The sequence below is a fragment of the Pseudomonas frederiksbergensis genome (genome assembly GCF_003732705.1).
In the GTDB taxonomy this organism is placed as follows: domain Bacteria; phylum Pseudomonadota; class Gammaproteobacteria; order Pseudomonadales; family Pseudomonadaceae; genus Aquipseudomonas; species Aquipseudomonas frederiksbergensis_F.
In genome coordinates this window covers 50,589-75,336 of sequence record NZ_MOBR01000009.1, presented here as the reverse complement: position 1 = coordinate 75,336, position 24,748 = coordinate 50,589, and the positions used below count along the sequence as shown (strand labels likewise).

Here is a 24,748-nt window from a genome sequence, read left to right as displayed (position 1 = left end):
CTAAAAGCTTCGCGGGCAAGCCTCGCTCCTACAGGGGGGGTGTCAATCCTGAGAGGTAGGGCCACGGGTAGATGCCGCGTTCGTGGCCGTCGCTGAAGATCAGTTGCAGGCCATAGCCCTGGGCATTCAACTCGACCACGCGGATGCGCGAATCCACCTTCACCGTCAGCCCTTGCAGCCGAAACGCCTGGCATTGCGAACACGGGCATTGGCGGCGCAATTCGGCGTGATCAAGCAACTGCTCGCGCCCATCCGGCCAGTTCAGCCGCAGTTGCTGCTTGCTCTGGGAATTACCCACCGCCAACGGGTTCATTGCAGTTGACTCAAGGCGATGCGCACGGCTTTGCGCACTTCCGGGTCGCCGTCGTCTTGCGCGGCCTGCAGGGCTGCAACCGCGCCTCGATCATTCAACTCACCGAGGGCCAGGGCCGCTTCCTTGCGCAGGTTGCTGATGCGGTGGCCGAGGGTTTCGATCAACGCTTCAAGGGCCGGGGCATAGCGCAAGCGGCCAAGACTGCGGGTGGCGCGCAGACGGACTTGCCAGTAATCGTCGCTCAAGGCTTCGACCAATGCCGGGCCGGCATCGGTGTGACCGACCTTGCCCAACGTGGTGGCGGCCTCTTCGCGCACTTGCCAGGCCTGGTCCTGCAAGGCCTGGCGCAGGGCCGGCAGGACTTGAATGTCGGACGCCAGGCCAAGGGCGCCGGTGGCGGCGCGGCGGACTTCGGTGTCCGGGTCGTCGCTGGCCAATCGGGCTAACGCCGGCAATGCATCGAGTTGCTTGAGCCACCCGAGCACGCCAACGGCTTCGCGGCGCACGCTGGCGTCTTCATCCTTCAGCGCGACCAGTGCAGCGGCTGCCGCATCGGGGAAACGCAACTCGCGCAAGGCCCGGAACGCTGCAACGCGTACGCTGATATCCGCATGCCCGGCCCACGGCAGAATCACCCGGCCCGCCGCTTCGCTTTTCAACAGGCTCAAGCTTTGTGCGGCGGCGGCTTGCACGGCCGACGATGGATCAGTAAGTGCCTGGCACAGCGCCTCGACCACCGGCTCATCCTCCCAGGCTTCCAGCAATCGCGCAGCTTCGGCACGGACCTCTTCGGTCGGGTCTTCAGCCAGGCGATTGACCAGCCAGAGCAAACCGTCCGGCTCTTCGAGGTCGGCCAGTTCGATCAGGGCGATGCGACGCACGCCGGGGTCTTCATCGGTCAGGCGTGGTTGCAGGGCAAGGATGTCGTCGTTTTCGGTTGCATCAAATAATGAGGTCATAGGGCAAATCGCGGCAGTTTGTTTTCTAGGGGAAGTCCGAGGGGATTCAGGCGTGGTAACTGCCGACCGTCCTCGTGACGCAGCAACTCGAGGCAGTGACGCTTCAAGCGGGAAAAATCATGGCTTGTGACCAGTTCGGTCGTACGTGGCCGAGGGAAGTCCAGGCGCAGGTCTTCGATGATTCGACCGGGTCGCGAACTCATCACCAACAGGCGATCGGCGAGGAACAGCGCTTCGTCGATGTCATGGGTGACGAACACCACGGTGGTGCGAATTCGGGTCCAGATGTCCAGCAGCAGCTCCTGCATGTTCAGACGGGTAAGCGCGTCGAGGGCACCGAACGGTTCGTCCATCAGCAACAGGCGTGGGCGGTTGATCAACACTCGAGCGATTTCGACCCGTTGTTGCATGCCGCCGGAGAGCTGATCCGGCCAGCGCTCGGCGAAGCCTTCGAGGCCCACCAGGGCGAGGATTTCGTCGGCGGCTTTGTGGCGTTCCGTCTTGCCGATGCCGCGCATTTTCAGGCCGAAGGCCACATTGTCGCGCACTGTGCGCCAGGGGAACAACGTGTGGTGCTGGAACACCATGCCCCGTTGCGGTGACGGACCCGACACGGGTGCGCCATCGACGTTCAGGGTGCCGGTGCGCGGTTGCAGATGGCCGGCCAAGGCACCGAGCAAGGTGGATTTGCCACAACCGGACGGCCCGAGAATGCACACGAACTGCCCCGGTTCGATCTGGCAATCCAGGCCCTGGACGGCTTCGAACGCCGCATTGCCCTCGCCCAGGCTGATCGACAAATCGCGAATATCAATGTGCCCTTCCGGGTGTTGAAAAACGCTCATCAGGCTTTTCCTTTAGGTCGATGCCAAGGCGTGAACAGCCCGCCCAGGCGTTTGATCAGCAAGCTGCTGCCCATTCCGAGGACACCGATCAGCAGCATGCCGACGACGATGTCGGCGTAGTTCTGGATGGTGTAGGACTCCCAGGTGTAATAGCCGATGCCGAACTGGCCGGAGATCATTTCCGCGGTGACCAGGCAGAACCACGAGGTGCCCATGCCGATGGCGAGGCCGGTGATGATGCTCGGCGCGGCGCCGGGGAGGATCACTTCCAGCAAGATGGCGCGACGCCCTGCCCCGAGGCTCCGGGCCGAAGCGATCAGGCGTGGATCGACGCCTTCGACGCCGTGGATGGTGTTGAGCAGGATCGGAAACAGCGCGCCGGTGAAGGTGATAAAGACCATCGACAGTTCTGACGATGGAAACATCAGGATGGCCAACGGAATCCACGCGACGGCGGGGATCGGTCTTAAGACTTCAAGAGGCGGCAGCAGCAAGTCTTCGGCCCATTTCGAACGGCCGATGGCCAGGCCCAGGGCGATGCCGATGAGCAGCGCCGCGAGGTAACCGGCGAACACCCGACTGAGGCTGGCGCTCAAGTGTTGGCCAAGTTTGCCCGAGTCGCCGAGGCCCAACGCAGCGTGGATTACCGACAGTGGCGTCGGGACGTTGGCGAAGGTCACCAGGCCGAGGTTCCAGTGGCCACTTGCGGCGAATTGCCAGAACAGCAGGCAGAGCAGCAAGGAGGCGGCTCGGGGGAGCCAGCGTGAATTCATGTGTCACCTCTGATCGTTCCCACGCTCTGCGTGGGAATGCATCCCGTGACGCTCTGCGTCACATTCAAGAGCGGAACGCAGAGCGTCCCTGGCGGCATTCCCACGCAGAGCGTGGGAACGATCTGACTCAACGGCTGGCCACTGCCTGGGTGGTGGCGTCGGTGAAGTCGAGGACTTTGCCGCCCTGGGCCGTGGCGAATTGTTGGGCCTGGCCTTTGAGCAGGAAGGCGCTGAGTCGCCCCTTCGCATCACTGGCAAACCACGCCTGATCCGCCAGCAACTTGATGCCGCTGTCACTCGCCTGGGCATACACCGCGCGGATGTTTTTGCCTTGCGCCTTCAAACCGGCCAACGCCGTGAACGCCTCTTCCGCCGAGGCGTACTGCCGGACTTTCGGCTCGCCGCGCACCCAGATTTCCGCCACATGGCTGACATCGGTAATGGCTTTGCCGCTGACCGCATCCACCGCGCTGAGCGGTGTCTGCGCGTAGTTGGCCAGTTGCGCGGTGTAATCCAGGTTCGAGGCCTTGAACGCAGCGCGGATGTATTGGTCGTCGATAAAGGTATTGAGGTCGAGGCCGCGATCAGCCTTCTTCAACAACTTCAGTGTGTCGATGGCCGTGCCGACAGCCTGGCGGTATTCCGGTTTCCAACTAAGGTCGCGGGTTTGCACGCCCAGCGGACCGTGGAACAGGTAGTTGACCTCGGCATCGACCCCGGTGACTTTGGCGATCAACTCGCTGTATTTCTCCGGTTCCGCCGCCAGCAGTTGATTGGCTTCAATGCTCGCCCGCAGGTAGGCCACGACGATTTCCGGGTACTTCTTCGCGTAAGCCTGATCCACCAGCGCACCGTGGAACGTTGGCGCGTTGGCCTGGGCGCCGTCGTAGATTTTGCGAGCAAAGCCACGGCTCGGGAACAGTTCAGCGAACGGCACGAAGTCGGCATGGGCATCGATCTTCCCGGCCTGCAAAGCCGATCCGGCGACTTCCGGTGGCTGGGCGATGATGTTCACGTCTTTCAGCGGGTCCCAACCCTGAGCCGCCACTGCGCGCAACAACATGCCGTGGGCCGTGGAGGCGAACGGCACGGAAATGGTCTTGCCCTTGAGCTCCGCCAACGACTGCACGCCCGACGCGCTCGGCACCACGATGCCGTTGCCGCTGCCCTTGATGCTGCCCGAGAGCACGCTGATAAACAGGCTGTGCTTGCCGGCGGTTTCGAACGCCACGCCGTTGAACGCGCCGGGGAAATCGGCCATGGCGCCGAAGTCGAGTTTGCCGGCCACCATCTCGTTGGTCAGGGGCGCGCCACTGGTGAAGTTTTTCCACTCCACTTCATATTTTGCGTCTTTGTAGGGGCCGTCGTGGGGCAGGTATTTGTCCAGCAGGCCTAGCTCGCGAATCAACAGGCCACCAGCGGCGCAGTTGATGGTGGTGTCCTGGGTGCCGATGGCGATGCGGATGGTATCGGCCGAGGCCGACAGGGTGAATGTGGCCAGTACCAGACTGGCTAACGTTGCACGCAGCGATGTTTGCAAAGACATGGGTGAATCCCCTCGAATCATTTATTGGATATTCGTCTCCGCCACGATCAGGGCGTGGTGGGAAACGAGGGGTGTTTTGAAACGGGCGTCCGGGGGTGGCCGGATGGCTTTTTTGTTGTCTGGGCTGGCCTCATCGCGAGCAAGCTCGCTCCCACAGGGGATCGGGGCCAGTCGCAAATCCTGCCAACACCACAAAACCTGTGGGAGCGGGCTTGCTCGCGAAGGCAATTTCACATTCAACATCGATGTAGCTGAACCACCGCTTTCGCGAGCAGGCTCACTCCCACAATTTGATCTCGGGCGGCCACAAATCCTGTGTCCGGCACAAATCCCCTGTGGGAGCGAGCTTGCTCGCGATGGCGGTATCACATTCAACATCGATGTAGCTGAACCACCGCTTTCGCGAGCAGGCTCACTCCCACAATTTGATCTCGGGCGGCCACAAATCCTGTGCCCGGCACATATCCCCTGTGGGAGCGGGCTTGCTCGCGAAGGCGGTATCACATTCAACATCGATGTAGCTGAACCACCGCTTTCGCGAGCAAGCTCACTCCCACAATTTGATCTCGGGCGGCCACAAATCCTGTGCCCGGCACAAATCCCCTGTGGGAGCGAGCCTGCTCGCGAAGAGGCCGGCACAGCTTGCATCTCCATTGACTGAGAGGACGCCTTCGCGAGCAGGCTCGCTCCCACAATTTGACCTCGGGTGGACACAAATCCCCCTGTGGGGCTGTGTTTCAGCGCAACAGGTACGGGATTTCGACTTTCACCGCGCCAGTCGGGCAGTCCTTTTCGCAGGGCATGCAGTACCAGCATTCGTCGAAGGCCATGTAGGCCTTTTGTGTGGCCGGGTTGATCGCCAGCAGGTCCATCGGGCAGACGTCGACGCACACGGTGCAGCCTTTGTGGGCGATGCAAAGGTCCTCATCGACCGTCACCGGTGCGTTGGAGCGGAAGAAGATTTCCTGGGGTTGATAGGCCATTTTTTCGGTCTCTTTTTTGGGATCAGACTCAGGCCGCAAACGCGCCGACCCGCAGCCGGTCGTAGGCCTGCATTTCTTCGGCATCGAGCGGGATGATGTAAGGCTCGACGGCTTTCTTGAAACTGGTCATCTGGCCATCGTCGCCCTTCTTCAGGTGGCAATGGCAGAACCAATCACTGTCGTTGCGTTGCGGGTGATCAACCCGATAGTGGTAAAGCCCCCAGCGACTCTCGGCGCGAAACAACGAGGCGCGGGCGGCCATTTCGGCGCAGTCGCGGATCATGCTGACTTCCATGGCGCGCATCAGTTCGTGGGGGTTGTGGGCCTTGATCTGATCGAGATCGCGCTGGATATCGCTGAAGCGTTGCAGGCCGATTTGCATCTTCTTGGTCACTTTCGGCGGTTGCAGATAATCGTTCACGAAGCGGCGCAGTTTGTATTCGACTTGCGCGGGCGGCAGACCGTGCTCGCGATCCAATGGTGCGTAGACCCTCTGTTTTTCCGTCTCGATTTGTTGAGTATCCACCGCCGAAAACTCGCGTCCAGCGACAAAATCCGCCGCGTTGGTGCCGGCAAACCAGCCATACGTGAACGCGCCGAGCATGTAGTTATGCGGCACGGCGGCCATGTCCCCCGCCGAGTACAAGCCCTTGACAGAGGTTTCGGCTTTTTCGTTAACCCACACCCCGGACGCCGAATGCCCACTGCAAAACCCGATCTCGGAGATGTGCATTTCGACCATTTGCGTGCGGTAGTCGGTGCCGCGATTAGCGTGGAACTGGCCGCGACTCGGGCGTTCGTTGCTGTGCAGGATTTCTTCGATGTTCTGGATGGTTTCCTCGGCCAGGTGATCGAGCTTGAGAAACACCGGGCCGTTGCCGCTTTCGAGTTCCTGGTGGAACTCCCACATCATCTGGCCGCTCCAGTAGTCGCACTCGATAAAGCGCTCGCCCTTGTTGTTGGCGGTGTAGCCGCCCAACGGACCGGTGACGTAGGCGCAGGCCGGGCCGTTGTAATCCTTGATCAACGGGTTGATCTGGAAGCATTCCAGGTTCGCCAGTTCGGCCCCGGCGTGATAGGCCATGGCGTAACCGTCGCCGGCATTGGTCGGGTTTTCGTAGGTGCCCATCAGGTAGCCCGAGGATGGCAAACCCAGACGTCCGGCAGCGCCGCAGGCGAGAATCACAGCCTTGGCCTTAATCACATGGAAGTCGGCAGTGCGGCAATCGAAGCCCATCAGGCCGTTGACCGTGCCCTCTTCGTCCGTCAGCAAACGGGTGCACACGACGCGATTGGTGATGCTGACCCGCGCCCGTTTCAGCTGGCGATACAGCACTTTCTTGATGTCATGCCCTTCCGGCATCGGCAGCACGTAGGCGCCCATGTGGTGGACCTTTTTCACCGCGTAATCGCCGGTTTCATCCTTCTCGAACTTCACGCCCCAGCGGTCGAGTTGCTCGATGGTTTCAAAGCTGTGGGTCGCGTAGGCGTAGACCGCTGCCTGATTGACGATGCCGTCATTGGCGATGGTGATTTCCTTGGTGTACTGCTCCGGCGTCGAGTGGCCGGGGATGATCGCGTTGTTCAGGCCGTCCATGCCCATGCTGATCGCGCCGCTGCGTTTGACGTTGGCCTTGTCGATCAACAACACGCGCAAGTCACGGTTGCGTTCCTTGGCCTTGATCGCCGCCATCGGGCCAGCGGTGCCGCCGCCGATCACGACGATGTCGTATTCCTGTTCCAAAGTCGTTCGGGTCATGCCTGATCCCCTTTTTGCCGGTCGATCCGCAAGCGGTACTGGAAGGCATCGCCACGGTAGTAAAGGTGTTCGAAGTCCACGGGTTGACCGCTGTCGTCGTGGGTCAGACGCTCGATGCGCATGATCGGCGAACCGGCTTCGACGTTGAGGGCCTGGGTCAGGTCGCTGTCGGCCAGCACCGCGTCGATGGCCAGATCGGCATGACCGAGCGCCAGGCCGCAGTCGTTTTCGAGGATCAGGAAGATGTCGCGGGTCACCAGGTCGGCCTTCTCCAGCCGTTCGCCGATGGCTTTGGGCAGGTAGGTGATTTCCAGGGAGATTGGCTCGCGGTTGATCAGGCGGACGCGTTTGATCTGCGCCACGGTTTCGCCTTCGGCCACCTGCAAACGCTCGGCGACCAGTTTGTCGGCGGCGATGAATTTGAAGCTGCGCAGGCGGTTGATCACCTCGTAGCCGCGACCGGTCATGGACTCGGCCAGGCCTTGCAGGGTGCTGACGTTCTGGAAGGTTTTCGGCTTGGCAACGAAGGTGCCCTTGCCGTGGATCTTGAAGATCAGCCCTTCTTTCTGCAGATCACCGAGGGCCTGGCGCACGGTGATGCGGCTGACTTTGAACAGCGCACCAAGTTCGCTTTCGGAAGGCATCTGACTGTCTTGCGGGTATTCGCCGTCGAGGATGCGGGCGCGGAGTACGTCGCGCAGTTGCGTGTGCAAGGGCACGCTGCTTAGGGAGAGAACGTTATCGGTCATCTGGGATCACTTGTTATAACGAGTTATGACGTGATCTTAGAGAGGTGATGCGGGGATTGAGAAATATTGTTTATGCATAAGGTTAGATTCGCGACCGCATTCCCTGTGGGAGCGGGCTTGCCCGCGAAAGCGGTGGGTCAGTTACCGAAAATATAGATCGACACGACGTCATCGCGAGCAAGCTCGCTCCCACAGGGGATTTGGGTTAGGTGCAGTATTTGTGTCTGGCAGCGATCCAGTGTGGGAGCGAGCCTGCTCGCGAATGCGGTGGGTCAGCCAACATCACTGTTCACCGTACCGACGCTTTCGCGAGCAGGCTCGCTCCCACAGGTTTCAGGTGCGCTTGAGGATTTGGTCCATCACCCAATCGGTCTTCACGGCTTCCCCAGCCACTGCCGGATGCTGCGCTTCCTCACGGATATGCGCGCTCATGCCCAACACGTGATGCCACTGGATATGTTCGTGATGCTCGATGGTCAGGCTGATGTGTTCATCGGCTTCGAGCTGAACCGGATGCTCATCGAACACCGAAAAACTGATCCGCCCTTTGCTGCCAATCACTTCGACCCGATCTTCACGCCGATCCGCGACAAAATTCCAGCAGCCCATACCTGTAGCGCCCGAAGCAAAGTGCCAACTGGCGGTGACGGCATCTTCAGCGGCATACAACCCGGCCTGCCGCGCAGTGAAACCGGCGACTTCGCTGATATCGCCCAGCAAGTACTGGAACAGATCAAAGCCATGACTGGCCAGGTCGGCAAAGTAGCCTCCGCCGGCAATCGCCGGGTCGGTGCGCCAGTTATCCGTGCCGCCCAGGTCTGCCGGTGACGGCGCCTTGGTCAGGGTCCAGGTCAGGTGCCGCACCTCGCCGATCCGCCCCTCCTCCAGCCATTGCCGCACTTGCTGGAAGCGCGGCAGCGAACGTCTGTAGTAGGAAACGAACAGGTGCAGCCCGGCATCGGCGAAGACCTTTTGCATCTCACGGCTTTGTCCGGCATTCAGTGACATCGGTTTTTCCACGCAGCAATGTTTGCCGGCGGCGGCCACCAACAGGGCGTAAGCGTGGTGACTGTCGGGTGGCGTGGCGATGTACACCGCGTCCACCTCGGGGTCGTTGATCAGCGATTCGGCATCGGTGTAGACCCGGGCAATGCCATGACGCGCGGCATAGTCAGTCACAGCCTCCAGCCGTCGCCCCATCACCGCCACCAGCGCCGAGCCCGGCGCCTTGTAGAAGGCCGGTCCGCTCTTGCGTTCAGCGACGCTGCCACAACCAATCATGCCCCAACGCACCACGTTCATACTCACTCCTTGAGGTTTAGCCAATGCGCAATGCGCGCAGGTCCAGGTGACCGTCCTTGAGCGGCGGGCACCAGTAGTAGCCGCCGGTGATCGGCCGGCTCATGCGATACAAACCATCGGTGATGCCGTCTTCCAGACCGCTCATGCGCCGCAATTGCGCTTCGAAGGCGTCCAGGGAGAAACCGAACGCGAGGAACATCAAACCGGCGCGATCACCTTCGATCCACGGCATCGAGCGGCGTACCACGAAGGCTTCGGGGGCGAAGCTTTCCTGGGCGGTGCGCTTGACGTGGGCGGAGATCGGCGCGTCGTCGAGTTCTTCGTTATCGCTCAGGCGACGGCCCATGATGTTGTCCTTTTCATGGGGCGGCATGGCGTTGAAGCCTTTCAAATCATGCTGCCATTGCTGGATCGCGGCGAAGCTGCCGCCGACCGTGCCGTCAGCGCCCTCACCCACCAATGCGGCGGCCACGGCGGCTTCGTCGTGGGGGTTTTCGGTGCCGTCTTCATAGCCGGTCAGGTCGTGGCCGGTGAGGTGGCGGAAGGTTTCGTTCATCTGCACCAGACGCAGGGCCGGGGCCAGCGCGGCTTCGATGGCGGTGCTGCGGTTGAGCAGTTCACCGCGATCGACGCCGTGCAGCCAGCACCAGAGAGCGTGTTGGGTCGACGGGTTGTCGACGCCGACGCCGGTCATGGCCGGGAATGCGCGCAGGCCTTCGATCTGAACGTGCAGGGCCTTGACCAGGGATTCACCGAAACCGACCACCGCCGACTGGCCGTCCACCAGTTGCATCAACTTGTCCAGCGCGGCCGGCAGCGCAGCGGCGGATTCGAGGGCGAAGAACATATGACGGGCTTGAGGCGGAACAGGGGTGGCGAGAATGCCCGGCTGGTAGTAACTCATATGAACTCCTTGGGAAAGAAGCGCGGAGTTTAACCGGGGCAAAGGCTGTTGTGTGTTTTCACGGTAAAAGATCACCCGTAGGAGCACAGCTTGCTCGCGATGGCGCCTTTGAAATCGCCATCGCGGGCAAGCCTTGCTCCTACAGGGGTTGGTGGTGTTCGAGCTATGAACTGATCCGAAACGCCGTCGGGCTCATCCCGGTCCAGCGCTTGAACGCCCGGCGAAAGCTGCGCACATCGCTGTAGCCGACTTCCTCGGTAATCCGCTCGATCGACATCTCGGGATTGGCCAACAGACTCAACGTCCGCGCCTGGCGCACTTGTTCCAGCAACGTTTCAAAGGTCAGGGCATGTTCAGTCAGGCGCCGGCGCAACGTTCGGCTACTCATGTTCAAATCACCGGCAATCTTTTCGATATGACTGCCCCGCGTCAGGTCCCGGGCAATCGCCCGCTCCACCGCTTGAATCAGATCAATCTTCTGATGCACCTGCGCCGCTTCCAGCTCCAGCAATTTAACCGCCTGACGCAACGCCAACGAGTGATGGTTAGGCAGTCGCACATCCAGCCAATGCGCCGCGATCACCATGCGGTTTTGCAGGCAACCAAAACGCACATCCGGCCCCAACAAACGCGCGTATTCGGCAACGTAATCCGGCGCGGCGTGGACGAACTCCACCGCCATCGGCTTGAAGTCTGCACCCACCAACGCCCGCCCATACACCAACAGGCTGGCGAAAAACTCCTCCACCCCGAACAACTGCACGTCAGCAAACGGCAAGCGGCATTCGATGTCGACAAACACCCGATCCCCCGCCTCTTCGACGCTCGACACCACGATGCCGCCGGAGGTGTGCTGGTGGCGGATGCCCAGCTCAAACGCATCGCGCAGGGTCTTGCACAACGACAGCACATGTCCGAGCAAACCCAGGGTGCCGAGCACGTTCTGCGCGCCGACCCACAAACCGAGCCCGCGATTGGGCAGCACTTTGAGCGCGCGCTGGATCATCGCCACGGCTTGCCGATAGGAAATGCGCTGCGCCGGGTCCTGGAGATCTTCCAGGGTAAAGCCCAGGCCTCGGCACAGGCTTTCGGGATCGATGCCTTTAAGCTCGGCGACTTCGGCCAGTGTTTGCAGGAGGAACGGCGAAACGAGCGCCAGTTCGTAGGTAGGATCGACGACTTTCATTTGCATGGGGCAGGACATCCCGGATCAAGCTGAATTCTTATTTTTGTTACCGGTTATGTCGAAAGAAGTTAGCACAGGGTTTTACGGCTGTCCGCAGAAGTCCCCCTATGTGGCCGCCAATACCCTGCCCGGCCAGGCCCGAACCGCTTATTTCTATGCAACGGCCGGCGGTTGGCCCCTAACAATAATAATGAGCACACATATGAACCCGACCCGCACGACATTCTGCTTGCGACTGGCCGTCAGCCTGGCCGGCGTCTGCGCCATTCATTTGCCGGCGTTGGCCACCGAAACCGGCGTGGACAATATCGGCACCGGCACCGATGGTTTCTTCATGCTGCCGCTGGAAGTCGACAGCCTTCCGGACAACATGGTGGCGTTCAATATCTACTACAACCACTACAAAGCCACCAAATTCAACATCAGCTCCCTCGGCGGCAAAGTACCGAACGTCGAAATCGAATCCACCGCCGTCATCCCGCGCCTGGACTACCTGAGCCCGGTGCGCATTTTCGGTGGGCGGTTGGCCGGCTACATCGCGCAACCCTGGCTCAAGCAGGAAATCTCGGTGTTCGGCTTGCAGGACACCCGTGAAGGCATGGGCGACACCACCATCGCGCCGATCATCCTCTGGGACATGGGCAAGAACCTGACCCTCGGCGCCGCCGTGGAAATCACCGTGCCCACCGGCGAATACAGCACCGATCGCCTGGCCAACACCAGCAACAATTTCTACACCTACAAACCGTTGTTTTCCTTCACCTGGTTGCCGACGGAGCGCACCGAGGTGTCGATGAAGACCACCTACAGCTTCAACGAAAAGAACAAGGACACCGATTACAAATCGGGGCAGATTTTCCACTTCGATTATTCCGCCAGCTACAAAATCACCGACAACGTGATGCTCGGTTTGAACGGCTACTACCTGAAACAAACCACCGACGACAAACAGTTCGGCCGCACCGTGCAATTCAACGGCGAAGACGTGAACGACGGCGTGCGCGGCCAGGTATTCGCCATCGGCCCGGCGCTGCACCTGACCTTCCTCAAATACGCCAGCGCCGAGATTCGCTGGGCCAAGGAGTTTGATGTAGAGAACCGGCCAGAAGGTGAAATGCTTTGGGCGAAGATCAGCATTCCCTATGCGTTTTGACGGATAACACCAGAATCAAACTGTGGGAGCGGGCTTGCTCGCGAAGGCGGTTTCACATTCAAGATTGAGGGTGGCTGACAGGACGCCTTCGCGGGCAAGCCTCGCTCCTACAGGGATTGGCGGTGTACGCACATGTTGTGCATGGCGCCAAATCAGTGTGGGAGCGAGCTTGCTCGCGATGGCGGTTTCACAGTCAGCGAAGATATCGACTGGCCACCTTTACAGTGCCGCAACCTCATCTGCCGTCGCTTCGGCGGTGTGCGCCTGAGCTTGCAGGTTCGCGGCGTTTTGGCTGTATTCGCGCAGGTAGACGATGAATTCCTGGAGCAGGCGATCCCACAATTCGAGGTTGCCCTTCAGGTGATCGGCGCTGACCCCGGCGGCTACGACTACGTCCATTTCCATGACCAGGAATTCGCCCTGTACCGACAACCGGGCAAAGCGGCGCGAGGCGTTCCACAGTTCCGCCAGGCCGGCCGGCAATTCGCCCTGCACGCGCAAGGCGCAGCTGAAGGTGAAGTCGACGTAGCTGCCCGCTTCGGTTGCCGGGTTGCCGAAGCGCACGGCGTAGCCGATGCCCTGGCTGGCGCTGAGCAGTTGCACGATGCCGTTCTGTTCGGTCTGGTTGACCCGGTAACCGGCGGCTTGCAGTACGTCGGTCAGGGATTGCGGCGATACGTGGCTGATCAATTGAGTCATGTGGTTCATCCTTGGATTGAGTGAGCGAGCGCCGCTGTGGCGCCATCTGCTGATACTGACCGTGGGTGTGACGTTCAGCCGATTGCGCCTGAAGCTTAGACCGTTCTGCCACTTTGACACGGGACACCGCAGGGAGGACTTTGGTGGGCACAGGATTTATGTTCGGCGCCAACCCTGTAGGAGCAAAGCTTGCTCGCGATAGCGGCGGATCAGTCAGCATTGATGTTGAATGAAAGCCCGCTCCCACAGGGGATATCGCAAGTTTCAGTCGCTGGGAGTCTGGCGGAAGCTCACGGCCAGGCGGTTCCAGCTATTAATGGTGGTAACAGCGATGGTCAGGTCGACCAGTTCGCATTCGCTGAATTGCTCGCGCGCCAACGCATAGACATCGTCGGGCACGTGGCTTTCGGAGAGCATGGTCACCGCCTCGGTCCAGGCAAACGCCGCGCGTTCCCGCGGATTGAAGAAGCCGCTGTCGCGCCAGACCACGATCGAATACAAACGCCGGTCCGTTTCGCCGAGGCGTCGGGCATCGACCGAGTGCATGTCGGTGCAGAACGCGCAGCCATTGAGTTGCGAGGCGCGGATTTTGATCAGGTGCAGCAAGGCCGGTTCGATGCTCAGGTTGCTGGTCAGCGCTTCCATGGCAATCATGGCTTTCATCGCTTTGGGCGACGCGCTGTAGTAGTCCAGGCGGGGATTCATGGCGGGGCCTCGAAGCGCGAATGTGTATGACCACGTTAGGCGCTGATGCAGCAGCGTTACAGATCCAATTCCACGAAAAACCCGTGGACCATCCTGCAGAAGACCAATCTGGCGCTTTTTGCCCACGCAACTTCTATGCAGCGGCGCAATGGAGGTAATCTGGCGCGACCCCCAGTCGCCTCATCGCCCCAGGAGCCCCGTCGGTATGGAACTTCACGTTGTCATCAACGGCCGCAAGGACTTGGCAGGCCAGTTGTACCAACAACTGCGCAGTGCCATCGAAACCGGTCGCCTGGCAGCCGGCACGCAGCTGCCGCCCAGCCGTTTGCTGGCCGAACAGCTGGGGATTTCGCGCAAGACTATTTCCGACACGTACTCGCAACTGACCTACGAAAACTTCCTCACCGGCGTGACTGGCAAAGGCACCTACGTCAACGCGCGTCCGGCGAAAATCCAGCGCAAGCAAAGCCATTCGGAGCTGGCCAGTAGCGAGGTCATAGAGTCCTGGCGCAACCTGCCGGTGTTCCTGCGCCACCCGACGCTCGAAGGCTCGCTGCGTTACGACTTTATCGGCGGCGCCACCAGCAAGGGCCAATTCCCCCAGGACGACTGGCGGCGCTGCACCTCTCACGCGTTGCGCCAGATTGCCGGGTCCAAGGGCTTCTACAGCCTGCCCGAGGGCCTGCCGGCGCTGCGTAATGCGATTGCCCGGCACATCGCATTTTCCCGTGGGGTCAATTGCCAGGACGAAGACGTGGTGGTGTGCAACGGTGCGCAGCAAGCCCTGGACCTGATTGCCCGGGTGCTGATCCAGACCGGCAGCCTGGTGGCGATGGAAGACCCGGGTTATCCGCCGGCGCGGCTGTTGTTTGGCAGCCACGGGGCCACGGTGGTCGGCGTGCCGGTGGATGCCGAAGGCATTCAGGTCGAGCTGATTCCCGATGGCACACGACTGATTTATGTCACGCCGTCCCACCAATTCCCGTTGGGCATGCCGATGAGCCAGGCACGGCGTGAAGCCCTGCTGGAGCGGGCTTACGAGCTGGGCGCGATCATTATCGAGGACGATTACGACAGTGAATTCCGCTACGAAGGCCGGCCTACCGATTCGCTGCAAAGCATGGACGAGCGCGGGATCGTCGCCTACGTCGGCACCTTCTCGAAAACCCTGCTGCCGGAGCTGCGGCTGGGCTACGCGATCCTGCCGCCAGCGATCCTCGAAGCGGTGATCCGCGCCAAGCAACTCACCGACCTGCACACCTCGACCCTGCCGCAATGGGCGCTGGCCAAGTTCATCGCCGAAGGCTGCCTGCTCAAACACATCCGCCGTTGTCACACCATCTACGCCGGGCGTCGCGAGCGGATCCTGGCGCGCATGGCTGGTGACCTTTCACCGTGGCTGGAAGCCGTGCCGACCACGGCGGGGTTTCACATGGTGGTGCTGTGCAAGGTGCCAATCGATATCCCGCTGGTGATCGAACTGGCGAAAAAGGTCGAAGTCGGGCTCTATGCCATCGACAGCTTTTTCTATCAGCAAGCGCCGCGGGCCGGGCTTTTCCTGGGCTTTGGCGCGATAGAAACCCTGGACATCGACACCGCACTGGACCGTGTGCGCGACATTTTGCAGCAGGTTGCCTGAGGGATTGGTCTGTGGGTTTATCCGGCGATTGGCTATTGGCGGTCCCGCCCCGCAGGCCTATTCTGCATGGGCGTTATCCCTCAATGAGCAGGATTCGTCCGGCCTGATTCAGGAGTGTGAGTAATGTCCAACGAAGTGATCAACACCGTACAGGTGCAGGCCGCCGCCGGCCGCTCGGAAGAACTGGGCAAGCAACTGCAAAAGATTGTCGATACCCTGCGCGAACTTCCGGGCTGTGATTCCTATATGGTCGACCGCTGCCCGGAGGACAGCAACCGCTGGACCGTCAGCGCCCGCTGGCAATCGGAAGCGGCCATGCAATCGCACTTCAACTGCCCCGAAGTGCAGGGTTTTATTGGGTTGATTGATAGCCGACTGGCGAATGCCGTGGATTTCAACAGCTTCCCGATTGTTTAAAAAAACACTTTTGCCCGATGATCGTTCCCACGCTCCGCGTGGTAATGCGTCAACGGACGCTCCGCGTTCGGCTCTTGGGACGCGGAGCGTCCCGGGCTGCATTCCCACGCAGAGCGTGGGAACGATCATAACGCGGAGAGTGGGAGCAATCGACCAGGGGAGGATTGGTCCCCTCACCTTCCCGAAAATTGGCCGTTTTGTTACACCAACCCGCGGCTTACTGTGGTCCCTGACGACTCACAACCCCCAGGTGATCACCCATGAAAGCTCTGCATGTACTGGCCGCCCTGGCCCTGACTGTTTCCGCCTCGGCCTTCGCCCACGACCCGTCGGAGAAGGTCACGGTGCTGCAAGATGAACTGCTCCAAAACGTGCCCGGCAAAAAGGCCATGATGATCGAGGTCGACTACAAGCCCGGCCAATCTTCCATCGCCCACAAACACGACGGCACCGCCATGGCTTACGTGCTGCAAGGCCGAGTCACTTCCCAGGTCAAGGGCCAGAAAGCGATCACCTACAAGACTGGCGAGTTCTGGTATGAACCGGCCGGGTCCGAGCATTTGGTGTCGAAAAACGCCAGCGCCACCAAACCGGCCAAACTGCTGGTGTTCATGGTGTTGTCGCCGGATGAGAAAATATTGATCCCCTTGAAAAACTGATCGTTGTTGCATCAGCCATAAATAAACAGGCTCGAATCGAAGATTCGGGCCTTTTTATTACTCCGTGCACTTAGATGAAAACTTTTACATCAAACAAAACTATGGATCAGTCTATAAGTGTATTTATGGACGATTTCATTTAGCCCATAGAGGTTTAGTCTGGAGCCACTGCCGGACACTGCCGGCAACTATCAACTTTTCGACTCAAGTTGTTTCACTGGAGAAACACCATGAAACTTGCGCTTGTCAGTACGTTGACGATTGCCGCGCTGTTAGCCGGCTGCTCGGTCCCCACCGCCCCCAACGCCGTTTCGTCCCTGGACACGATGTTCACCGCGCCGGTCGGCCGCTCCAGCGCCACCAGCGTTGCCAATGGCGGCAAAGTTTCCCTGGGCATCGTCTACAGCCCGAGTACCCAGGCCAACCGCGACTACCTGCGCCACTACCAGGCCAACGCCGGCACCGGCTTCGGCCAGAGCCTGCTGATGCAGCCGATCCACGATGCCTACGTGGCGACGTCCAACCCGGACTTTGCCGTGGATGGGGTCAAGGCATCGTTACAGCGCCAGTTCGGCTCGGTGACGGTCTATCCGGACCTGCAAAGCCTGCGCGCCGCCCGGCCGGACGTGGTGGCCATTGTCGACACCCACAGCCAACTGATGACCTCGCGCAGTTCGGATATCAAGGCCGATGTCAGTGCGGATTTTTATGATGGGAAGTTCAACTACATCGGCACTGCACAGGGGCATGATGCCAAGTCGTTGAGTCCAGTCTGGGCAGACTTTAAACGCAGCGAAGAGATTGTCGCTGATATTAACCAGCAACAGGATGTGCAAGTTCGGGCGTTGCAGAATTTTGACCAGTCGCTCAGTAATTTATTGACCAGGCCGACAAGTAGTGTGTCGATGATTGATAGTAAAACGGGTCAGAAGTTGTATTGAGGCGGATGGCCCCTTCGCGGGCAAGCCTCGCTCCTACAGGGGTTAGTGTAGTTCGCAAATAACGTGATACCCCATCAATCCTGTAGGAGCGAGGCTTGCCCGCGAAGAGGCCCGCCCAGCCAGCACAAAACCCTGAGGCATAAAAAAACCCCCGCATCTCACGACACGGGGGTTTTTTCATTCAGCGCCTAAATCAGGCCGCCGGTTCCAACTCCAGCGCAACAACGGCAGGCACAACCGCCTGACCGCTCAACGCCAGGTCCAGCAGTTCGCGGTTGGCCACCGCGTACATGGCGTAGTCAGTGCCGCTGGCGGCACGGATTTCCACCAGCATGGCACGCCAGCGTTCGATCATGCCTTCGTGCTCTTCCATCCACAGCGCCAGGCGGGTTTCCACGTCCTGGGTGCCGTCGCCCTGTTGCAGGACGGAGATGGTGATCGCACGTTGCTGCCAGTCCACATCATCGCGGAACGCTTCACGGGCCAGGGCCTGCCAGTTGTTTTCAACCGGCAGAGCGCTGATCTGTTGCAGATACCAGGTGATGTCCAGCGCGCTGCCCACGGCGAAGTACGCCTTGGCCACGTCCGCCGGGTTCTGACCGGTCACGTCGGCTGCTTCGATGATCGGCAGCAAGGTGTAAAGGTGCGAAGTCCCCGCCACCATGCGTGCGAGCAACTCAGGCACACCGGCTTCGACATACGCCTCGTAACGCGTCTGCCAGTTTTCGTGGATCTCGCCACTCAGCAGTTCGTCGAGTTTGAGACCCAACTCCTTCAGATGCGGACCGAAGTGCGCAACATCACGGGCAGCGTTCTGCTCGTTGCGGCGGGCACGCAGGAACCAGCGGGTAGCGCGTCGACCCAGACGCATCAGCTCGTCCATCAGTTCCAGTTGCACGTCAGCGGAGACCTGGTAGTCCAGGGCTTCAATCTGACGGAACCAGTGCGGGAGATGGAAAATGTCACGCACGATCACGTAAGCGCCAGCCACGTTCGCCGGGCTCATGCCGGTCGACTCTTTGAGTCGTTGAACGAAGGTGATGCCCATGTGGTTCACCAGATCGTTGGCGATCTGGGTGCTGACGATTTCGCGCTTCAGACGGTGACGGCGCATGGCTTCGGAGAACTTGCTCACCAGACTCGGCGGGAAAGCGGTTTCCATGTCGCGGGTCAGGTAATCGTCATCCGGCACTTGCGAGTTGAGCAGTGCTTCTTTCAGGTCGATCTTGCTGTAGGAGATCAGTACCGACAGTTCGGCACGGGTCAGGCCATGGCCTGCCGCAACACGTTCAGACAGCACTTCTTCGTTCGGCAGGAACTCGATGGCGCGATCCAGCTTGCCACGGCCTTCGAGATCGTTCATCAGGCGCTTGTATTCGGCAATCCGCACGAAGGCGCGGCGTGCCGCCAGGGACAGTGCCTGGGTCTGCTTGTAGTTGTTGCCCAGTACCAGGTTGCCGACTTCGTCGGTCATGCTCGCCAGCAACTGGTTACGTTGCTTGTCGGTCATGTCACCGGCCTGAACCACTTCGTTCAGCAGGATCTTGATGTTCACTTCGTGGTCGGAGCAGTCCACGCCACCGGCGTTGTCGATGAAGTCGGTGTTGGAACCGCCGCCATTGAGGCCGAATTCCACACGACCCAGTTGGGTCATGCCGAGGTTACCGCCCTCGCCCACGACTTTGCAGCGCAGTTCGTTGCCGTTCACGCGCAGCGCATCGTTGGCCTTGTCGCCGACATCGGCGTGGCTTTCGGTGCTGGCCTTGACGTAAGTGCCGATACCGCCGTTCCACAACAGGTCCACCGGCGCCTTGAGCAAGGCGTTCAGCAGTTCGGTCGGGGTCAGCTTGTCAGCCTTGATGTCGAAGCGCTCTTTCATCTGCGGGGAAATCGCGATGCTTTTCGCGCTGCGGGAGAAGATCCCGCCGCCTTCGGACATGATGCTGGTGTCGTAATCGGTCCAGGCCGAACGCGGCAGGTCGAACAAGCGCTGACGCTCGACGAAGCTGTTGGCCGGTTGCGGATTTGGATCGATGAAGATGTGCAGGTGGTTGAAGGCTGCGACCAGTTGCAGCTTGTCGGACATCAACAAACCGTTACCGAACACGTCACCGGCCATGTCGCCGACGCCCACGACCGTGATGCTGTCTTCCTGGACATTGATGCCGCGCTCGCGGAAGTGGCGTTGTACGCCCACCCACGCGCCTTTGGCGGTGATGCCCATTTTCTTGTGGTCGTAACCGGCAGAACCACCGGAAGCGAACGCGTCACCCAGCCAGAAGCCGTAGTCGATGGCGATGCCGTTGGCGATGTCGGAGAAGGTTGCAGTGCCCTTGTCCGCAGCGACCACCAGGTACGGGTCATCGTCGTCATGACGCACGACGTTGGCCGGCGGTACCAGCGCGCCGTCTTTCAGGTTGTCGGTGATGTCCAACAGGCCCGAGATGAAGATGCGGTAGCAGGCGATGCCCTCGGCCGCGATTTCGTCTCGACCGCCACCCAGTGGCAAGCGACGCGGCAGGAAGCCGCCCTTCGCGCCCACTGGCACGATCACCGAGTTCTTCACTTGCTGGGCTTTTACCAGGCCCAGCACTTCGGTGCGGTAGTCTTCTTCACGGTCGGACCAGCGCAGACCGCCACGCGCAACGTTGCCGAAGCGCAGGTGCACGCCTTCAACGCGAGGCGAGTAAACGAAGATTTCAAACTTCGGTACAGGCTTGGGCAGCTCAGGGATCTGGTGCGGGTTGAACTTGAAGCTGAAGTAGGACTTGTTCTGACCACGGGCATCGGTCTGGTAGAAGTTGGTCCGCAGGGTGGCCTTGATCAGGTCAAGGTAACGACGCAGGATCCGGTCTTCGTTCAGGACCTGAACGTCGTCCAGTGCAGCCAGAATCGCGTGTTCCAGACGTTGCTGCTTGTCTTCCAGATCGTCCGTACCGAGCTTGCGCGCCAGGTAGAAACGGGTCTTGAACAACCGGGTCAACTCGCGAGCGATGTCGGTGTGGTTGGTCAGGGTGGTAGCGATATAGCCCAGGTCGAAGCCCAGACGAATCTGCTTCATGTAACGGGCGTAGGCACGCAGCAGCGCCACATCGCGCCATGGCAGGCCGGCGGTCAGCACCAGACGGTTGAACGCATCGTTCTCGGCATCGCCACGCACGATGTGGACGAAAGCGTCCTGCAGCGTGTCGTTGAGTTGCTGGATGTCGAGTTCCAGGCCTTCAGCGGCGGTGAACGCGAAATCGTGAATCCAGAACTCGCGGCCATTGTTGTGACGCAGGCGATACGGGAACTCACCCAGCACGCGCAGGCCGAGGTTTTCCAGGATTGGCAATACGTCGGACAACGCCAGCGGGGTATCGGCGTGGTACAGCTTGCAATGCAGCTCGCGCTGACCGGATACCTGGCCCAGCGGCTGATAGAAGCTCATCACCAGCGGATTTTTTTCGGTCAGGCTCAGCAGGTGCTGCATGTCGACCACGGCCGAATGCGCCGCGAAACGCTCGCGGTAACCGGCCGGGAAGCCTTTCGGGAAGTCGGCCAGCACGTTGGTGCCGTGGGCTTCGCCGAAGCTTTCCACCACCAGGCTGGCGTAGTCGTCCTGCCAGCTGCGGCAGGCCTGGACCACTTCTTTTTCCAGCAGCACCGGGTCGATGTCCAGGCGATTCTTCGGATCAACCCGCAGAATCAGCTGTACACGGGCCAGTACGGACTCGGAGAAGAAGGTCCAGAACTCGCAATCCGAGGCTTTCAGGCGATCCATCAGCACTTGCTGGATCTTCTGGCGCACTTCGGTGGAGTAGATGTCGCGCGGCACGTAGGCCAGGCAGTAGCAGAAGCGACCGTACGGGTCTTTGCGCAGGAACACGCGGATCTTGTTGCGCTCCTGAATCTGCACGATCGACATCACGGTGCTGAACAGCTCGTCCACCGGGGTCTGGAACAGATCGTCGCGGGGCAGCACTTCGACCACCTGCGCCAGTTCCTTGCCCAGGTGAGCCTTGGCCTGGAAGCCGGAGCGGCGTTCGATTTCTTCGACCTTGCGGCGGATGTACGGGATGACCCGCACGCTCTCGCCATACACCGAGGAGGTGTACAGGCCCATGAAGCGGCATTCCTTGATGACCTTGCCGTCGGCGTCGATTTCACGGATCGACACGTAGTCAGGGTAAGCCGGACGGTGTACACGGCTTGGGTGCGCAGCCTTGGCGAACGACAGCAGGGTCGGTTCGCGCAGGTAGTTCACGGCGTAGTCTTCGATGCGCAGGTCTTCGTAGGTCAGCCCGGTGCGCAGCAGTTTGGTCAGGCCGAGGAAGGAGCTCTGGTCGTACTCGATGTGGCCGCCATCGGCCTGGTCGCTGACCACGAACTCTTCGTAGCCCAGGAACGTGAAGTGGTTGCCCACCAGCCATTCCAGGAAGCTTTTGATTTCGGCTTTTTCTTGCGGGTCAACCTTGAACTGGCTGTTGTCCAGACCGGTCAGGAGTTCCTGGACCTTGTCTTTCATCGGCTCGAAATCGGCGACCGCGACGCGGACTTCACCGAGAACCTGTTCCAGCTCTTTGCTCAGGACATTCAGTTCGGCCGCGTTGGCGCAACGGTCGATTTCCAGGTACATCAGCGATTCTTGCAGGATGCCTTCGCCCTGGGTGCCCTTCGGCAGGATTTCCAGCAACTCGCCCTTGCTGCCGCGACGCACGCTCAGCACAGTGGTTTGCAAGGTGTGGATGCTGTAGCCGCGACGGTTCAGCTCGGTACGCACCGAGTCCACGAGGAATGGCAAGTCGTGGTGCAGCACTTCGACCGCGGTGTGGGTCGACTGCCAGCCGTGGCGTTCGTAATCAGGGTTGTAGACGCGCACTTGCGGTTGCGCGTGATCGAAGCGCTCAAGCAGGCGCCACGCAGAAAGGGTGCAGCCGGCGAGGTCGGACAGCCGACGCTGGGTCAGCTCGTCGAGGGAAATGATGCCGAAAAATTGTTCAGCAAACAGCGCCACTTGTGGCAGTGCCTGTTCACTGATGTGCTGCGCCAGTGCCGCTTGCAGTTGGTGCTGGAAGTCGGCTTTGCTGGCTGCGGTGAAGAACGCCATCTGTGGTACTCCGCTTGGGCTTGTTATTGATGGAAGCGTCGCGTGCAAAACCCCTTTCGGGGCGATCCGTCACCCTGTTCCTGATTCTCGGGCAGAGGAAACAGGGAGACAGGTGGGTGAAGCTGGACGAGACACTCAGGTCACATTCACCTTCCAAGAATGGCTATCGGCAAAAGCGACTGTACGATGAATTGCACAATGCCTTTACGGGTATCCATTCGATGCGCAGCTTAACGAGTGCGACAACGTGCCTGCTTGCGGCGCTGCGACATATTCGGTCATCGGCACGCAGCTTGCGCCTTGTGCACCGGATAACACTAGCAGCCACACGACGAAACCGGGAGTTTAACCCCGGTTTTGCGGCACGTCCGTACCCGAAATGACCGGCAACACACCGGATGTTCACGACACATCCTCTGACACTCAGACGAGCAGAAATTCCCGCCGGCTGGCAGAATCGCCCTTTGTTCGTCTTCACAATGCTCCTCGAGCCAGGAATTCCCCATGCAAATGACCACCGCCCTCTTGATCGTCAACCCGTGCGATGACGAAGAAGACAACATGGCCATGCTCTGCTGCCACAGTGATCAGGGCGATATGTTCCTGATGACCCGCTACCCGGACGAGGACGCACTGGACATCACCCTCGACGGCGAGCCATCGACCCTGGACGGGGTCAAAGTCACCCTCAGCCCTACCCGCCTGCTGATTGAAATCGCGGCAGGGGATGCAGATGCGCTCAATGGTGATGATTCGCTGGAAATCACCCACACCACCGATGCCAGTGATCTGGCGGAAGTGGAGGAAACCTTGCAGAACATTCTCAAGGGGACCGGGACTTATATCAGCGAGCTCTGATTTTCCGGCGCCTGTGCCGGCCCCTTCGCGGGCAAGCCTCGCTCCTACAGGTCCAGCAATGATCGTTCCCACGCTCCGCGTGGGTATGCATCACCGGACGCTCTGCGTCCCGCTTTAAAGAGGTGACGCAGAGCGTCACGGGCTGCATTCCCACGCAGAGCGTGGGAACGATCACAATTTCCCCAACCCTTTCCCACACTTTGAACAAAATGCCGTTAGTCGCCACCCCCCGCGATGCATTAAAGTAACGCCCCCAGCCCTGGCGTTATTCGAACGTCTTCGGTCACCCTTTCCAGGAACAGTCATCGATGGAACATCGTGAAGCGCTGCTCGCGCTGCGAACCTTTCTTTCAACGCAGATTCTCGGCCAGGAAAAACTTATCGAGCGCTTGCTCATCGCCTTGCTCGCCGACGGCCACATGTTGGTCGAGGGCGCTCCGGGGCTGGCCAAGACCAAGGCCATCAAAGAGCTCGCCGAAGGCATCGAAGCGCAGTTCCATCGCATCCAGTTCACCCCCGACCTGTTGCCGGCCGACATCACCGGCACCGAGATCTATCGCCCGGAAACCGGCAGTTTCGTATTCCAGCAAGGCCCGATCTTCCACAACCTGGTGCTGGCGGACGAAATCAACCGCGCCCCGGCCAAGGTGCAATCGGCGTTGCTTGAAGCCATGGCCGAGCGTCAGGTCAGCGTCGGGCGCAGCACCTACGAGTTGTCGCCGCTGTTTTTGGTGATGGCCACGCAAAACCCGATCGAGCAGGAAGGCACCTATCCACTGCCCGAAGCCCAGCTCGACCGTTTTCTGATGCACGTCAAAATCGGTTTCCCGGACGCTGCGGTCGAACGGCGGATCCTGCAACAGGCTCGTGGCGAAGCGCTCAACGGCGAAACCAAGCCCGAGCGTCGGGTCAGCCAGCAAGCAATCTTCGCCGCGCGCAAGGAAATCCTCGGTTTGTACATGGCTGACGCCGTGGAGGAATACCTGGTGCAACTGGTGATGGCCACCCGCACCCCGGCCAAGTTCGACCCGGAAATGGCTGAATGGATCGCCTATGGCGCGAGCCCCCGCGGTTCGATTGCCCTCGACCGTTGCGCCCGGGCTCACGCGTGGCTGGCCGGTCGCGACTTCGTCAGCCCGGAAGACATCCAGGCCGTGCTGTTCGACGTGTTGCGTCACCGCATCATCCTGTCCTTTGAAGCCGAAGCGGCGGGCATCGACCAGGACCGGGTGGTCCAGCGGATTCTCGACGTCGTAGCCGTCGCTTGAC

Annotated in this window: 21 protein-coding genes; 7 read left to right on the top strand and 14 right to left on the bottom strand. The window is 60.4% G+C overall.

Translation table 11 applies throughout. The features are described from left to right. Nucleotides 1-28: 28 nt before the first annotated feature. The 11 genes from BK667_RS12110 to BK667_RS12055 form a co-directional block, all read right to left on the bottom strand. Nucleotides 29-313: a DUF971 domain-containing protein gene (locus BK667_RS12110; protein WP_123597725.1), complete on the bottom strand. Its 285-nt coding sequence runs from the start codon at nucleotides 311-313 to the stop codon at nucleotides 29-31. Then, on the bottom strand, nucleotides 310-1,272 hold the full coding sequence (locus BK667_RS12105) for a HEAT repeat domain-containing protein (protein ID WP_123597724.1): 963 nt from the start codon (nucleotides 1,270-1,272) through the stop codon (nucleotides 310-312). Before BK667_RS12105 ends, BK667_RS12110 begins: the two co-directional genes overlap by 4 nt. Further along, nucleotides 1,269-2,117 (bottom strand): ABC transporter ATP-binding protein, encoded by an 849-nt coding sequence (locus tag BK667_RS12100; RefSeq protein ID WP_123597723.1) that lies wholly within the window; start codon nucleotides 2,115-2,117, stop codon nucleotides 1,269-1,271. Before BK667_RS12100 ends, BK667_RS12105 begins: the two co-directional genes overlap by 4 nt. Continuing rightward, nucleotides 2,117-2,890 carry an ABC transporter permease gene (locus tag BK667_RS12095; RefSeq protein ID WP_123597722.1) on the bottom strand — a complete coding sequence of 258 codons (774 nt, stop codon included), beginning with the start codon at nucleotides 2,888-2,890 and terminating at the stop codon, nucleotides 2,117-2,119. Before BK667_RS12095 ends, BK667_RS12100 begins: the two co-directional genes overlap by 1 nt. A gap of 127 nt (nucleotides 2,891-3,017) precedes the next feature. Continuing rightward, nucleotides 3,018-4,436 carry an ABC transporter substrate-binding protein gene (locus BK667_RS12090; RefSeq protein WP_123597721.1) on the bottom strand — a complete coding sequence of 473 codons (1,419 nt, stop codon included), beginning with the start codon at nucleotides 4,434-4,436 and terminating at the stop codon, nucleotides 3,018-3,020. A gap of 737 nt (nucleotides 4,437-5,173) precedes the next feature. Further along, complete coding sequence (locus BK667_RS12080) at nucleotides 5,174-5,419, bottom strand: 4Fe-4S dicluster domain-containing protein (RefSeq protein WP_007946457.1); 246 nt, start codon at nucleotides 5,417-5,419, stop codon at nucleotides 5,174-5,176. Nucleotides 5,420-5,447: 28 nt separating this feature from the next. Next, nucleotides 5,448-7,178, bottom strand: coding sequence for a fumarate reductase/succinate dehydrogenase flavoprotein subunit (locus BK667_RS12075; RefSeq protein WP_123597720.1), 1,731 nt, complete (start codon nucleotides 7,176-7,178; stop codon nucleotides 5,448-5,450). Next, complete coding sequence (locus BK667_RS12070; RefSeq protein WP_123597719.1) at nucleotides 7,175-7,927, bottom strand: GntR family transcriptional regulator; 753 nt, start codon at nucleotides 7,925-7,927, stop codon at nucleotides 7,175-7,177. The genes BK667_RS12075 and BK667_RS12070 overlap by 4 nt, the downstream gene beginning before the upstream one ends. A gap of 333 nt (nucleotides 7,928-8,260) precedes the next feature. Then, nucleotides 8,261-9,229 carry a Gfo/Idh/MocA family protein gene (locus tag BK667_RS12065; RefSeq protein ID WP_123597718.1) on the bottom strand — a complete coding sequence of 323 codons (969 nt, stop codon included), beginning with the start codon at nucleotides 9,227-9,229 and terminating at the stop codon, nucleotides 8,261-8,263. Between the two features lie 16 nt (nucleotides 9,230-9,245). Continuing rightward, the gene (locus BK667_RS12060; protein ID WP_123597717.1) at nucleotides 9,246-10,133 is read right to left on the bottom strand and encodes a Dyp-type peroxidase; all 888 of its coding nucleotides are present in this window, start codon (nucleotides 10,131-10,133) and stop codon (nucleotides 9,246-9,248) included. A 163-nt stretch (nucleotides 10,134-10,296) separates the two neighbouring features. Continuing rightward, nucleotides 10,297-11,325 carry an AraC family transcriptional regulator gene (locus BK667_RS12055; protein ID WP_123597716.1) on the bottom strand — a complete coding sequence of 343 codons (1,029 nt, stop codon included), beginning with the start codon at nucleotides 11,323-11,325 and terminating at the stop codon, nucleotides 10,297-10,299. A 196-nt stretch (nucleotides 11,326-11,521) separates the two neighbouring features. On the opposite strand from BK667_RS12055, the gene BK667_RS12050 reads away from it, so the two are divergent. Then, nucleotides 11,522-12,472, top strand: a complete 951-nt coding sequence (locus BK667_RS12050) for a SphA family protein (RefSeq protein WP_123514790.1) — start codon at nucleotides 11,522-11,524, stop codon at nucleotides 12,470-12,472. A gap of 219 nt (nucleotides 12,473-12,691) precedes the next feature. On the opposite strand, the gene BK667_RS12040 is transcribed toward BK667_RS12050, so the two are convergent. Then, a complete protein-coding gene (locus BK667_RS12040; RefSeq protein WP_123597715.1) occupies nucleotides 12,692-13,171 on the bottom strand; it encodes a YbjN domain-containing protein in 480 nt (159 codons plus the stop codon). A 264-nt stretch (nucleotides 13,172-13,435) separates the two neighbouring features. Next, complete coding sequence (locus tag BK667_RS12035; RefSeq protein ID WP_123514376.1) at nucleotides 13,436-13,876, bottom strand: carboxymuconolactone decarboxylase family protein; 441 nt, start codon at nucleotides 13,874-13,876, stop codon at nucleotides 13,436-13,438. Between the two features lie 205 nt (nucleotides 13,877-14,081). Here BK667_RS12035 and pdxR point away from each other — a divergent pair, with 205 nt between their 5' ends. From pdxR to BK667_RS12015, 4 genes are all read left to right on the top strand, one after another. Next, nucleotides 14,082-15,515, top strand: coding sequence for a MocR-like pyridoxine biosynthesis transcription factor PdxR (gene pdxR / locus BK667_RS12030; RefSeq protein WP_123514378.1), 1,434 nt, complete (start codon nucleotides 14,082-14,084; stop codon nucleotides 15,513-15,515). A gap of 123 nt (nucleotides 15,516-15,638) precedes the next feature. Next, a complete protein-coding gene (locus tag BK667_RS12025; RefSeq protein ID WP_123514380.1) occupies nucleotides 15,639-15,932 on the top strand; it encodes an antibiotic biosynthesis monooxygenase family protein in 294 nt (97 codons plus the stop codon). Between the two features lie 260 nt (nucleotides 15,933-16,192). After that, entirely contained in the window at nucleotides 16,193-16,591 is a 399-nt protein-coding gene (locus tag BK667_RS12020; protein ID WP_123597714.1) for a cupin domain-containing protein, read from the top strand. 230 nt (nucleotides 16,592-16,821) lie between these two features. After that, nucleotides 16,822-17,532 (top strand): ATPase, encoded by a 711-nt coding sequence (locus tag BK667_RS12015; RefSeq protein ID WP_123597713.1) that lies wholly within the window; start codon nucleotides 16,822-16,824, stop codon nucleotides 17,530-17,532. Between the two features lie 193 nt (nucleotides 17,533-17,725). On the opposite strand, the gene BK667_RS12010 is transcribed toward BK667_RS12015, so the two are convergent. Further along, complete coding sequence (locus BK667_RS12010; protein ID WP_123597712.1) at nucleotides 17,726-22,621, bottom strand: NAD-glutamate dehydrogenase; 4,896 nt, start codon at nucleotides 22,619-22,621, stop codon at nucleotides 17,726-17,728. Nucleotides 22,622-23,125: 504 nt separating this feature from the next. Between BK667_RS12010 and BK667_RS12005 the strand changes: the two genes are divergently transcribed. Together BK667_RS12005 and BK667_RS11995 are read left to right on the top strand one after the other, a co-directional pair. Continuing rightward, nucleotides 23,126-23,479 (top strand): hypothetical protein, encoded by a 354-nt coding sequence (locus BK667_RS12005; protein WP_123597711.1) that lies wholly within the window; start codon nucleotides 23,126-23,128, stop codon nucleotides 23,477-23,479. 308 nt (nucleotides 23,480-23,787) lie between these two features. Continuing rightward, nucleotides 23,788-24,747: an AAA family ATPase gene (locus BK667_RS11995; protein WP_003218556.1), complete on the top strand. Its 960-nt coding sequence runs from the start codon at nucleotides 23,788-23,790 to the stop codon at nucleotides 24,745-24,747. Nucleotide 24,748 lies beyond the last annotated feature (1 nt).

Excerpts from the sequence above, each read along its gene's own strand:
- BK667_RS12080 (WP_007946457.1), bottom strand. The coding sequence starts at position 5,419 with ATGGCCTATCAACCCCAGGAAATCTTCTTCCGCTCCAACGCACCGGTG.
- BK667_RS12035 (WP_123514376.1), bottom strand. The coding sequence starts at position 13,876 with ATGAATCCCCGCCTGGACTACTACAGCGCGTCGCCCAAAGCGATGAAA.
- BK667_RS12060 (WP_123597717.1), bottom strand. The coding sequence starts at position 10,133 with ATGAGTTACTACCAGCCGGGCATTCTCGCCACCCCTGTTCCGCCTCAA.
- BK667_RS12050 (WP_123514790.1), top strand. The coding sequence starts at position 11,522 with ATGAACCCGACCCGCACGACATTCTGCTTGCGACTGGCCGTCAGCCTG.
- BK667_RS12065 (WP_123597718.1), bottom strand. The coding sequence starts at position 9,229 with ATGAACGTGGTGCGTTGGGGCATGATTGGTTGTGGCAGCGTCGCTGAA.
- BK667_RS12040 (WP_123597715.1), bottom strand. The coding sequence starts at position 13,171 with ATGACTCAATTGATCAGCCACGTATCGCCGCAATCCCTGACCGACGTA.
- BK667_RS12090 (WP_123597721.1), bottom strand. The coding sequence starts at position 4,436 with ATGTCTTTGCAAACATCGCTGCGTGCAACGTTAGCCAGTCTGGTACTG.
- BK667_RS12010 (WP_123597712.1), bottom strand. The coding sequence starts at position 22,621 with ATGGCGTTCTTCACCGCAGCCAGCAAAGCCGACTTCCAGCACCAACTG.
- BK667_RS12015 (WP_123597713.1), top strand. The coding sequence starts at position 16,822 with ATGAAACTTGCGCTTGTCAGTACGTTGACGATTGCCGCGCTGTTAGCC.
- BK667_RS12075 (WP_123597720.1), bottom strand. The coding sequence starts at position 7,178 with ATGACCCGAACGACTTTGGAACAGGAATACGACATCGTCGTGATCGGC.
- BK667_RS12055 (WP_123597716.1), bottom strand. The coding sequence starts at position 11,325 with ATGCAAATGAAAGTCGTCGATCCTACCTACGAACTGGCGCTCGTTTCG.
- BK667_RS12070 (WP_123597719.1), bottom strand. The coding sequence starts at position 7,927 with ATGACCGATAACGTTCTCTCCCTAAGCAGCGTGCCCTTGCACACGCAA.
- BK667_RS12095 (WP_123597722.1), bottom strand. The coding sequence starts at position 2,890 with ATGAATTCACGCTGGCTCCCCCGAGCCGCCTCCTTGCTGCTCTGCCTG.
- BK667_RS12105 (WP_123597724.1), bottom strand. The coding sequence starts at position 1,272 with ATGACCTCATTATTTGATGCAACCGAAAACGACGACATCCTTGCCCTG.
- BK667_RS12020 (WP_123597714.1), top strand. The coding sequence starts at position 16,193 with ATGAAAGCTCTGCATGTACTGGCCGCCCTGGCCCTGACTGTTTCCGCC.
- BK667_RS11995 (WP_003218556.1), top strand. The coding sequence starts at position 23,788 with ATGGAACATCGTGAAGCGCTGCTCGCGCTGCGAACCTTTCTTTCAACG.
- BK667_RS12100 (WP_123597723.1), bottom strand. The coding sequence starts at position 2,117 with ATGAGCGTTTTTCAACACCCGGAAGGGCACATTGATATTCGCGATTTG.
- BK667_RS12005 (WP_123597711.1), top strand. The coding sequence starts at position 23,126 with ATGCAAATGACCACCGCCCTCTTGATCGTCAACCCGTGCGATGACGAA.
- pdxR (WP_123514378.1), top strand. The coding sequence starts at position 14,082 with ATGGAACTTCACGTTGTCATCAACGGCCGCAAGGACTTGGCAGGCCAG.
- BK667_RS12110 (WP_123597725.1), bottom strand. The coding sequence starts at position 313 with ATGAACCCGTTGGCGGTGGGTAATTCCCAGAGCAAGCAGCAACTGCGG.
- BK667_RS12025 (WP_123514380.1), top strand. The coding sequence starts at position 15,639 with ATGTCCAACGAAGTGATCAACACCGTACAGGTGCAGGCCGCCGCCGGC.